This is a genomic window from Methanospirillum sp. (assembly GCF_028679455.1).
In the GTDB taxonomy this organism is placed as follows: domain Archaea; phylum Halobacteriota; class Methanomicrobia; order Methanomicrobiales; family Methanospirillaceae; genus Methanospirillum.
This window is the reverse complement of sequence record NZ_JAJRBM010000308.1, coordinates 1-11398: the sequence shown is the minus strand read 5'-3', so window position 1 is coordinate 11398 and position 11398 is coordinate 1. Positions and strand designations below refer to the sequence as shown.

The following is an 11398-nucleotide window of genomic DNA, read 5'->3' as shown; positions in this document are numbered from 1 at the left end:
CCTGAGACAGTCGTCAACGAGAAGGATGTCATTATTGGCAAGACCTCACCGCCCAGGTTCCTTGAAGAACCTACTTCTGAACTGATCACGGTTGAAAAACGGCGTGACACCTCGGTCACCATGCGAAGTAATGAGCATGGTATCGTTGACACCGTGATCCTTACCGAAGGAGAGAACAACTCCAAACTGGTCAAAGTCAGAACCCGTGATCTTCGTATTCCTGAAGTCGGTGACAAGTTTGCATCCCGTCACGGACAGAAGGGAGTCGTCGGCCTCATCACACCGGCTGTGGATATGCCCTTTACTGATTCAGGAATGCAGCCTGATCTCGTCATCAACCCGCATGCTATCCCGTCCCGTATGACTATCGGGCATATGCTTGAGATGCTTGGTGGAAAGGTTGGATCACTCGAGGGTCATCGCGTCAATGGAACCGCTTTCTCCGGAGCCAGAGAAGAAGATCTCCGTGCTTCACTAAAGGCATTCGGATTCTCCCATACTGGTCGCCAGGCTATGTGGGATGGGATTACCGGGCGCAGATTCCACGCTGATATCTATATTGGTGTCATCTACTACCAGAAGCTCTACCATATGGTATCCTCGAAGATGCACGCACGTTCACGCGGTCCGGTCCAGGTGCTTACCCGCCAGCCGACTGAAGGTCGTGCCCGTGAAGGAGGTCTTCGTTTTGGTGAGATGGAACGTGATGTGATGATCGGACACGGAGCAGCAATGGCCTTAAAAGAGCGGCTGCTTGAAGAGTCTGATAAGGTTACTGAGTTCGTCTGTGCCAACTGTGGCATGGTTGCGATGCTTGATCGAAAGATGAACATCACCCGTTGCCTCAATTGTGGAAATGAAACTGATATCTATCCGGTTGAGATGAGTTATGCCTTCAAACTTCTTCTCGATGAGATGAAGAGTATGATGATTGCGCCCCGTCTCAACCTTGAGGATGTCGTATAAGGAGGAGTGAAGCATGCCAAGCCCAAAAAGAATTGGGAGGATCGAGTTCGGCCTCCTCTCCCCGAAAGAGATCCGCCAGATGAGTGTCAGAAAGATCATCTGGGCAGACACCTATGATGATGACGGGTTCCCGTATCCGCAGGGTCTCATGGATCTTCACCTTGGTGTCATTGACCCGGGACTGCGGTGCAAAACCTGTAGTCAGAAGGCCGGTGAATGCCCTGGTCATTTCGGTCATATCGAACTCGCAAAACCCGTCATCCATGTTGGGTACACCCGTCTGATCAGGAAACTGCTCAGGGTTACCTGCCGTGAATGTGGTCGTCTGCTCCTCTCACCCGAAGAGATCGAGAAGATCATGGGTCCTGAGGACGAGAGCAGTGGTGATTCGCTCTCTGAAAAAGATGTTAAGAAGGAGCGTATCTGCCCGCACTGTGGAGAACAGCAACTTAAGATCAATTTTGAGAAACCAACCACCTTTGCAGAAGTTACCACTGATGAGCGTGGTAAAAAGGTCGAGAATAAACTGACTGCCGCTGATATCAGAGCCCGGCTTGAGAAGATTCCAGATGATGATCTGATACACCTCGGTATTGAACCTTCGGTTGCCAGGCCGGAATGGACGATCCTGACCGTGCTCCCGGTACCCCCGGTAACCATGCGGCCGTCTATCATTCTGGAGAATGGTCAGCGTTCTGAAGATGATCTTACCCACAAACTGGTTGATATCATTCGTATCAACCAGCGGTTTAAAGAAAATCAGGATGCCGGAGCTCCTCAGTTAATTATTGAGGATCTCTGGGAACTGCTTCAGTACCATGTTACCACATACATGGACAACGAAGTAGCCGGTTGTCCGCCTGCCCGTCACCGGTCTGGTCGGCCACTCAAAACCCTCTCACAGCGGTTGAAAGGGAAAGATGGCCGTTTCCGTGGTAGTCTGTCTGGTAAGCGTGTCAACTTCTCATCCCGTACTGTCATCTCTCCGAGTCCGAATCTGTCTGTGAATGAAGTGGGAATTCCACTCAAGATAGCAAATGAGATGACCATCCCGGTCCAGGGAACGATCTACAATATCGATGAGCTTCGTCAGATTGTCAAGATTGGGCCGGAACGGCCCACTGTCAAAAGTCCATGCGGGGCAAACTATGTTATCAGACCTGACAAGAGGCGTATCAGGCTGGTGAAGGGAACCGGGGCAGAAGACGGAAATCTTGATTTTGTTTCTGAACAGATCGAGCCCGGCTGGATTGTTGAACGCCATCTCCGTGATGGAGATATCGTGCTCTTCAACCGTCAGCCGTCTCTGCACCGTATGTCCATCATGGCCCACTGGGTCAAATTGATGGATGGGAAAACCTTCAGACTGAATCCTGCAGTCTGCCCTCCGTATAACGCAGACTTTGATGGTGACGAAATGAACCTGCACATCCCGCAGACCGAAGAGGCGCGGGCTGAAGCAGCAATGCTTGCCAGTGTGCAGGAAAATATTCTCTCACCACGTTTCGGTGGTCCGATTATTGGTGGTATTCACGACCACATCTCTGGCATATTCCTCCTGACCCATACCACCAGGTGGTTTACCAAGAGTGAAGCCATCGATCTCCTCAAGAACAACCGTGTTGATCGCCTGGGTAAGCCTGGAAAGATTGAGAATGGGGTTGAACTCTGGAGTAATAAACAGGTTTTCTCCCGGATTCTCCCGGTTGACCTGAACATGGTATTTCAGGCATCCTCCTGCAAAAACTGTGAAACGTGTCTGAAGGCCGAATGCGATCGTGATGCATATGTTCAGATCTGTGATGGTGATCTTACTACCGGAACTATTGATAAACGTGCAGTGGGAGCATTTGACGGTGCAATTCTTCAAAGAATTATCAGACAGTACGGATATGCCCGTGCAGCACAGTTTATCGATGATGTGACCCGACTTTCGATTCGTGGAATTATGCATGACGGGTTCACATTCGGTATCGATGATGAAGACCTCTCTAAGAGTGACTATGGTCAGATTCGTGAGGTTCTTGGTCAGGCTGCCGATGATGTGGAACGCAGAATCAAGATCTTTGAGGAAGGCCAGCTCGAACCGATGCCAGGCCGGACCCCTGAAGAGACACTCGAAATGCAGATCATGCAGGTTCTTGGAAAGGCTCGTGATAACACTGGTGAGATTGCAGGACGGCACCTTGGTCTTTCAAACTCCGCGGTGGTCATGGCTGTATCCGGAGCCCGTGGTTCGATGCTTAACCTAACTCAGATGGCAGGTTGTGTCGGACAACAGGCAGTTCGTGGTGAGCGTATCATGCGAGGATACGAAGACCGGACTCTTCCACACTTCAAGAAGGATGAGCGTGGAGCAATGGCTCACGGGTTTGTGATGAACAGTTACAAATCCGGTCTCAATCCTACTGAGTTCTTCTTCCATGCAATCGGAGGTCGTGAAGGTCTGGTGGATACTGCAGTCCGAACATCACAGTCCGGTTATCTCCAGCGACGAATGATCAATGCATTGCAGGATCTCAAGGTTGCATATGATGGATCGGTCAGGACAACCGGGGGGCGTATCATCCAGATCGAGTATGGTGAAGACTCAACCGATCCGATGAAAAGTTGCTTTGGTGAACCGGTGGACGTTGAAGGTATCGTGGGTAATATCCTTAAGGAGGAGATCTGATGATGGGTGAACTCCCCGATATTTCGGCAGAAGCTGCCAAAGCGGTGCTCAAATATTTCGAAGAGCATCGGGTACGGAAGAAGTTCCCTGATGATGTTCCTGATCATATCCGTGAACAACTCATGGAGATGGTCGAATGGATGATGAAGGAGGAAGAAGGGGTTGAGGACTCTCTCCTTGATGATCAGGCCTTCATCGCCAGGATGGAAGATCTTATTCATGCAGAAAAGTTTTACGAGTGGCTAAATGATCGCTTTACTCCCCTGACTATTCAGGATCAGGAGGTTGAAGATGAAGGAGAAGAGCCTTCACCTCCTGCAATAGAGGGCGAAGTTATCATCACCCCGATCCGTAAGGCAAAACTGACAAATCAGGACAAGAAAGCGATCGAGATCAGGGAGTTTTTTTCTGATCACATCCTCACAGTCGAGAAGATTTCTGAAATCCCTGAACGGATTGAAAAGATCCTGAAGGAGCAGATCAAGGAGTTCAAGAAGGATGAAAATCCGAATTTCCGGCTGACCCAGAAACAGTATACCGTCTTCCTGACCGAACAACTCAAGCAGGGAACGTTTGAGAACTGGCTGGTAACTGCGTTCCCACTTCCGGCAGATCTTGGGAAGGGAGACATTCCAATCCGCCGCGAAGAGCCGGTAGAAGAGATGAAGATCCCTGACTGGGTAGATCTCTCCCGGTTTGAGATGCTTGACCGGTTTCAGCAGGATAAATACCGCGAACTTCTTCGTGATCATCTCCCACGGATTGGAGAACTGGTTGAATATCCACAGGCGCTTGCCAGGGTTAATGACCGGTTCTTCAATATTATTGGACCCAATCATCCTCACCGTACCAATACTGCACTTGCAAAGATTGTGATTAAGCGTGAGATTGAAGGAGTAGATGCCCCTGAACGGATCATTACCGATGATCAGTTTGAAAAGATCATGGCACAGGTGGTCAAGGAGTACAAGCATACCAGAATTGAGCCATGTGAAGCCGTAGGTGTGATCGCTGCTCAGTCCATTGGTGAGCCTGGTACCCAGATGACCATGCGTACCTTCCACTACGCTGGTGTGGCTGAAATTAACGTTACCCTCGGTCTGCCCCGTCTCATCGAGATTATGGACGCCAGAAAGGAGCCTTCCACGCCTACCATGACGATCTATCTGCGTGAAGGATACGCAACCGATCGTGACAAGGCCCGACAGGTGTCCTGGCAGATTGAAGCTGCACCATTGCAGGAGTTCGGTGACATCACCACTGACATGGCAAAGATGCAGATTGTGGTTCATCTGAACAAACAGGTCTGTGATAAGCGGAAGATATCAGTCAAGGATATCCTGGAAGCCGGACCGAAAAAGATTCGTGAGCGTCGCCATTACCGTGACTTTGATCACGACATTGATGAAGCAAATGGCGTGATCATCTTTCTTCCAAAGGATCGCGGTAGTTATCAGAATCTCTTCCAGCTCAAGGAACATGTCAGAAATGTCATTGTTCAGGGTATCGATGATATCGAGCGAGTGGTGGTCAGGAAAGAGGCCGGCGAGTATATCCTCTATACTGAAGGTTCCAACCTGAAGGATGTCTTTGCGGTCAGGGGTGTTGATACCACCCGGACCAGAACCAATAACATCAACGAGATTTCCCAGGTGCTCGGTATTGAGGCAGCCAGGAATGCAATTATCAATGAAGCACTGGCTACCCTTGGCGAACAGGGTATCATGGTTGATGTCCGTCATATCATGCTCGTTGCAGATATGATGTGCATGGAAGGAGAAGTCAAGCAGATTGGTCGTCACGGTATCGCCGGAGAGAAGGAGAGTGTCCTCTCCCGTGCAGCATTCGAAGTAACGGTCAACCATCTTCTTGATGCCGCGGTAGCTCACGAAGCAGATGTACTCTGCGGAGTAACTGAGAATGTCATCGTCGGACAGCCGATTCAGCTCGGGACCGGGGATGTTAAATTAGTAGTAAGGCAGAAAGTATAGGGTATTTCATATGGATTTCAACACATCCCTGAGACGGGCAATCAAGACCGGGACGGTGATCCTTGGTCAGAACGAGACAAAAGAGAGCATTGAAGGCAAGAAAGCACAACTTGTGGTGGTAGCAGAGAACTGCCCGAATGAGTTTGTAGAGTACCTTACTGGTAAGGAACAGGTTAAGGCTCACACCTTCCCCGGTTCAAGTGTCCAGCTCGGCCGTGCCTGCGGTAAACCATTTATGGTCAGTGCCCTGGCAGTTGTTGAAGCAGGCGAGTCTGACATTCTGAGCCTTTCAAGGTAAGCGAGTGGTATGGGAGTAGTTCTTAACGAAGAAAAGTTGGCACTGATTGCCAGGTTTGAGCACCTGACTGGTGCTGGAAGCCGGGATGTTATCACCGACGAGGAGAATGACCGGCTGATTTTCATCGTGAATAACGGTGAGATGGGGCTCGCCATTGGTAAACAGGGTGCAAACATCAGAAAAGCAGCCGAAACACTTGGCAAACGTTGTGAGGTTGTGGAGTATTCTGATGATCCCACTCAGTTCCTTAAGAACTGCTTTCATCCAGCCAAGGTCACCGAGATTCAATACTCAGATTACCATGGGGATCAGATTGCTCATGTGGTGATCAAAGATGAAGATCGCGGTCTGGCTATCGGCAAAGCAGGGAAGAATCTGAATCGAACGAAGATGATTGCTCTTCGTGAGCACAATATTCAGAATATTATCCTCGAGTAACTTTTTTTGCTTTTTATCGTTGGATTCAGATCAGAATCCTGAAATAGTTATCAGGTTGAACTGACACCTATTATGCACAGTACCAAAGCAGTAATGCTTGTTCTTTTGATCCTCTCACTCATGTTTGTAGGAATAGGAACTGCAACAGAAACCAGTGTGTTTCCTGTACCAGTACAGACAATTCAACCACCTGTAAATCTTTCGATTGGAGTGCAGGTGGACCAGATGGGTTCTCAAATCAATGCAACTTTTCGTGGTGGGTTTGGTCAGAACCTTCTGAAATCACTTCAGATAACGGTTACTTCACCAGACGGCACCAGTCAGACCCAGAATCTCGGATGGGAGACTGGTAATACTGTAACCTTCACCGGCACTGGTTGTGGTGACCAGGTTACCGGTACAGCGGTGTACATGGATGGCGTTGAGTACCCGTTCCTCAATGAAATGATGTCATCAGTATCAGGAATCTGTAGTGCTGACTTCAGGGAAGTAACCGATCCCTGTGCAGAGATTGCTGCCTCACCCTCCCTGAAGCCTGATCCGATTGAGGAGATCCCGGCGAATAAATCAGTGATCATCCAGGCGAATGTAGATATCAGAACGATAAATGTTGAATTCAGGGGAGGCTTCGGTCAGAATCTGATCAAGTCGCTTAAAGTTAGCAGATATGCTCCGGATGGGGCAATTGACATAAAAGATCTTGGTAACACAGTTGGTTCAACCGTCAGTTTTGAGGCCTCAAATAACTGTCTGGATCGGATCGGTGCTGATGTTAGCTTTATGGACGGAACACAGTATCACTTCTATGATCAGGTTCTCCATATCAGCAGAACACATTAACTTTTTTTAAAAAAGATACGGACCTGGGGGGATTCGAACCCCCGACATTCGGGTTAGAAGCCCGACGCTATATCCAGGCTAAGCCACAGGTCCATCTGTGCCTTCATACATTATACTGGAACTGGTTTAAATTATACCCAAAAAAAGAGTTATCCTGCATGAAAGATAACCGGTCTGACGACATCAACCCTCCTGGGTTCAGTAAGGCGGCAGGGACTCACCGTTGCTTTGATGGTCGTATTTGAGATGTACTTTACCTTACAACGTGCAGACATCCGTTCCCGTTCCATAACATGATACCCCTGATTGACCTCGACAACATGTTTCATGGTGATGGATACGGAGAGAATCTCGACAATAATGCCGGTATCCCCAATTGAGATATCTTCACAGTCGATAGAGGTCATAAACACTCTGGTTCCCGGGGCCACCATTGAGAGAGCAATGACATTGTGTGCACTCGTAAGTTCAACTGTCCGGGGAACTCCTTTTCGCAGCTCTTCTATGACCTGGGGAGATATCCCTGATAATGTTATACACTCCATTCTGGTCACCCGTACATCGGTAGCATGGGATCAACCTTCACCGTCTGCTCTTCTGCAGACTGCACATCTTCAGAAAGTCGGTGCATCTGTGCTTCGATCTCATCTGCCTGTTCGATCAGACCCGCAGTATCCACTTGTAACTGATAAATCGTATTCATTACCTCGATCGTTGCTGCGGCAGCCCGTGGATCCGGAGCATTGATGGTCTCACCAAGAAGACCAATAGCCGGGATCCCCCGGACTTTACACTCTGTCAGGATACTGCTTGCAATCCCTGATATACTACCAATCGGAAGTCGGAGTGCGTTCTCCCCGATCTTATCAAGCAGTTCTTTACCGGTGGTGACACAGAAGACACGCTTATCCGGTTCATTTGTGATGATACCTGCGATGGTCACCACTTCAGAAACCTTCACGGGTTTTAACCAGTCAAGAATTGCATTGGCTACCTCATAACAGATCTGGGGATGAATGGGGATATCTGCAAATATTGCGATCATGCCCTCTTTCTCATAAATACGTACCGGAACTGCGATGATCCCTTCAGTCATCATTGCCATGGGAGGGAAGTATTTACTGGTTATCACTCCGATCTGGGTGAATTCGAGTTTCTCCACAATGTATGATAGAGCAATACTCCCTACCAGACCGCTCCCGGGAAAACCGATAAAAACAGTTACAGTCTCTCCTGATGGTGCCTGAGACTGCACGATGACATCGGGTACCTGACTGTTCATCATTACATTAAGATACCCGTCGCAGCTATAAAATGAGTATGCAGGAGTACCCGATTAAGCGAACGCATATAAAGGAACTTTCTTCGAATATCGTGAATAAACTGAAAGAACACTTTGAAGTTGAGCCAAAAGAGTCTGATGGGTTCTATCAGATCAGCTTCGGGGCCATCGAATCCATGCGGGTGAAGGCTGGGGCAACCGGTAAAACCATGCTCGTTGAGACACACTCACTCACCGGAATCGAGGATGAACAGATCATTCTGGATACGAACCGCAGGTTCAGACGGTACCTGGATGATGTCACCGGGTACACCACCAAAGAAAGGGTAAAAAAAGCAAAAACGGTTGAATAACCGAACTCTTTTATTCGATTATTATCGCAGGTTTGAATGGCAGGGCATATCCCGCCTTCTCATGCGAACATTCTTCCGCCTGTACGATAGTGAACGGAACACCGAACTCAGTTTCAAGGAATTTTTGTGCTGCTGTGAAGATAGTAATCTCGTCAGGCTGATTACTGATGACCTGATCGACCAGTTCAGATGAGAGCCGATGATAATGGGTTGTACAGTTCTTCACCGCGTCTGCAGCCGCTTTGCCCCGTTCCCGGACCTGTTCTTTCTGCATGATCTCCCGCATTACATTCTTCTTGTCTGTTGCAGATGCGATCATGCTGAAGATCTCCCATTTCCATTCTGGGGAGGTACAGATAGTTACCTGCCGGGGTTTCAGGCGAATGATGCGAAGCAGTGATTCGATATCTTCTACCGTTCGTGCAAGCAGTTCTTCACCAATCTCTGCATCCACATCGGTTCTGGTCTCATCAGCTTCAGGCCATGGTGCAAACGAGATCAGCCCCTGCTGACCCATTTCACCCCAGAGTTCCTCAGTTGTGAAGGGGATGATCGGCGCAAGCAGTCTTACCCAGATCGTGCTTACCTCCTGGAGAATATCCTTTCCACCAGACAGGGATCCACCGAGTCGTCTCCGGTACCATTTCAGATCAGACTCAAGCCCGAAAAATGCCTCCTGTAATGCCTGTCTGGTCTGGAAGTTCTCCATCGCACGGGTGACCTCCTTGATATGCTCCTGGACCCGGGAGATGAGCCAGCGGTCGATTGGAACAGGACTTTCTCCGGCCGCGTAAGCTTCACGGACGGATGATGAGAATCGTTCGATCTGCTTTTTGGTTGAAGAGACCAGTTCATTGCGCCAGTCAAAGTCCTGCCATGGTTCTCCGCTCCCAATCAGGAACATCCTGACAGTGTCTGCTCCGAAGTCGTTGATGGCGTCCTCAAGCAGATAGACATTCCCTTTTGAGGATGACATCTTTGCCCCGTTCAGAAGACCCATCCCGAAGACAACCATACCATGTGGTAACAGATTCTTGGGGAATATAGAGCAGTGATGGAATATCTGGAATGTAAGGTGATTGGATATCAGATCCTTTGCCGAGAATCTGAAGTCGTAAGGGTACCAGAACAGGAACTCTTTTCGCATGGCATCCAGTTCTGATCGCTGGGGAAGGCCTGGTGACTCCTTGCCGAGGAAGATATAGTCAAAGACCTCAGGAGTCAGTATCGCTGGATCCATCTTCTTGATCCGTGCGGCAATGGTGTAATAAGCCATGTAGATGGTCGAATCAGAGAGTGGTTCAATGAGCCACTCCTGATCCCACGGGAGTTTGGTTCCAAGCCCTATCCTGCGTGAACATGCCCAGTCTTTCAGCCATCCAACGGTCCGATCAAATTCAATTCTTACTTCAGGAGGCACCAGTTCCATAGTGGCGAGCTGATCATACACCTGTTGTTTCCAGGCAGGGTCACTGTACTCCAGGAACCACTGATTATGGAGTACCTTGACATACACCCTTGAGCCACATCTGCATACGACCGGGCGGGTGTCAAACTCGTACATGATGAAGGAGCCGTACTTCTCGGTCATCATCTGACCGATCTCATCACGTGCGAACTTTACCGGTTTTCCCCCGTACTGATCATACATCTTACCGGTCGCATGCTCGGCTGAGTAGACCTCTTGGGTCAGTGTTTCGAGATTTGGATCATCCTGGTTGATGATATCTGCCTTCTCAACTGCTTCGACCGCCGGGAATTCACCATACCCGTCAACCTTGATCAACCCAACCGGTTTGATATCGGTATATTTTCCTTTCTGCTGGAGGTCACGCAGGGCAATATAATCATAGGGGGCATGGGCCGGTACACTCATTACAAGACCAGTTGCCATATCCGGATCAACAAAGACTGCTGGAAGGATCGGGATCTCGCCACAGAGCGGGTGAGACACGGTCTTGTCAACCAGTTCAGATCCGGAAATCACTCCAAGTTCGGTGACTTCGTGATCCTGCAGGCTGATCTTGTACATCGCGTCACGAGAGAGTATCCACTCCTTTCCATCCACCGTTGCCCTGACATACTCTACGTTCGGGTTTACCCAGAGGTTGGTTACCCCGTACACGGTTTCAGGCCTGAGTGTTGCGCATGGGATGGTAACGTCACCATATTTGAAGAGGATCAGGATGAACTTCTGGATCTCTGCCTTGTCCCCTTCGAGGAGATCATGGTCACCGACAGGGTTCTCACACTGGGGACAGTACCTGACCGGGTGGGCTCCTTTGACCACATGACCTGCCTCATTGAGGTGCTTCCATTGCCATTCGATGAACTTACTGTAGGTCGGTTCAACCGTAGTGAACCGGCGGGACCAGTCGATCGAGAGCCCGGCCTGTTTCATCACACGTTCGTACTCGTTTGCAAAATGGTTGACGATATTGAGAGGATCGGTAAATGAGTCCAGCACATCCTGAGGAACCCGATAGAGATCACGGTACAGGGTGATAGCCTTCTGATCCTTTCGTGCAATACGCTTTGATATCCCCACCACTGGTG

Annotated in this window: 9 protein-coding genes, 1 tRNA gene and 1 pseudogene; 7 read left to right on the top strand and 4 right to left on the bottom strand. The window is 49.3% G+C overall.

The features are described from left to right. From LUQ50_RS10620 to LUQ50_RS10595, 6 genes and pseudogenes are all read left to right on the top strand, one after another. Window positions 1–966, top strand: a pseudogene (locus tag LUQ50_RS10620) (DNA-directed RNA polymerase subunit B); the annotation flags it as partial. Window positions 967–979: 13 nt separating this feature from the next. Beyond that, the gene (locus LUQ50_RS10615; protein WP_300039807.1) at window positions 980–3640 is read left to right on the top strand and encodes a DNA-directed RNA polymerase subunit A'; all 2661 of its coding nucleotides are present in this window, start codon (window positions 980–982) and stop codon (window positions 3638–3640) included. Beyond that, entirely contained in the window at window positions 3640–5631 is a 1992-nt protein-coding gene (gene rpoA2 / locus LUQ50_RS15975) for a DNA-directed RNA polymerase subunit A'' (RefSeq protein ID WP_367278990.1), read from the top strand. Before LUQ50_RS10615 ends, rpoA2 begins: the two co-directional genes overlap by 1 nt. Before the next feature lie 10 nt (window positions 5632–5641). Further along, window positions 5642–5929, top strand: a complete 288-nt coding sequence (locus LUQ50_RS10605) for a 50S ribosomal protein L30e (RefSeq protein WP_300039806.1) — start codon at window positions 5642–5644, stop codon at window positions 5927–5929. A gap of 9 nt (window positions 5930–5938) precedes the next feature. Next, window positions 5939–6367, top strand: coding sequence for a NusA-like transcription termination signal-binding factor (locus tag LUQ50_RS10600; protein WP_300039805.1), 429 nt, complete (start codon window positions 5939–5941; stop codon window positions 6365–6367). Between the two features lie 72 nt (window positions 6368–6439). Further along, window positions 6440–7207 (top strand): hypothetical protein, encoded by a 768-nt coding sequence (locus LUQ50_RS10595; RefSeq protein WP_300039804.1) that lies wholly within the window; start codon window positions 6440–6442, stop codon window positions 7205–7207. Between the two features lie 18 nt (window positions 7208–7225). On the opposite strand, the gene LUQ50_RS10590 is transcribed toward LUQ50_RS10595, so the two are convergent. The 3 genes from LUQ50_RS10590 to LUQ50_RS10580 form a co-directional block, all read right to left on the bottom strand. Continuing rightward, window positions 7226–7300, bottom strand: a tRNA-Arg gene (locus LUQ50_RS10590). A gap of 56 nt (window positions 7301–7356) precedes the next feature. Next, entirely contained in the window at window positions 7357–7752 is a 396-nt protein-coding gene (locus LUQ50_RS10585) for a DUF473 domain-containing protein (RefSeq protein WP_300039803.1), read from the bottom strand. Window positions 7753–7757: 5 nt separating this feature from the next. Then, window positions 7758–8492 (bottom strand): proteasome assembly chaperone family protein, encoded by a 735-nt coding sequence (locus LUQ50_RS10580; RefSeq protein WP_300039802.1) that lies wholly within the window; start codon window positions 8490–8492, stop codon window positions 7758–7760. A 29-nt stretch (window positions 8493–8521) separates the two neighbouring features. Here LUQ50_RS10580 and LUQ50_RS10575 point away from each other — a divergent pair, with 29 nt between their 5' ends. Further along, a complete protein-coding gene (locus LUQ50_RS10575) occupies window positions 8522–8842 on the top strand; it encodes a DUF5611 family protein (protein WP_300039801.1) in 321 nt (106 codons plus the stop codon). Between the two features lie 10 nt (window positions 8843–8852). On the opposite strand, the gene leuS is transcribed toward LUQ50_RS10575, so the two are convergent. Beyond that, window positions 8853–11398: leucine--tRNA ligase (leuS, locus tag LUQ50_RS10570; RefSeq protein WP_300039800.1), on the bottom strand; the 2546-nt coding region annotated here is incomplete at its 5' end.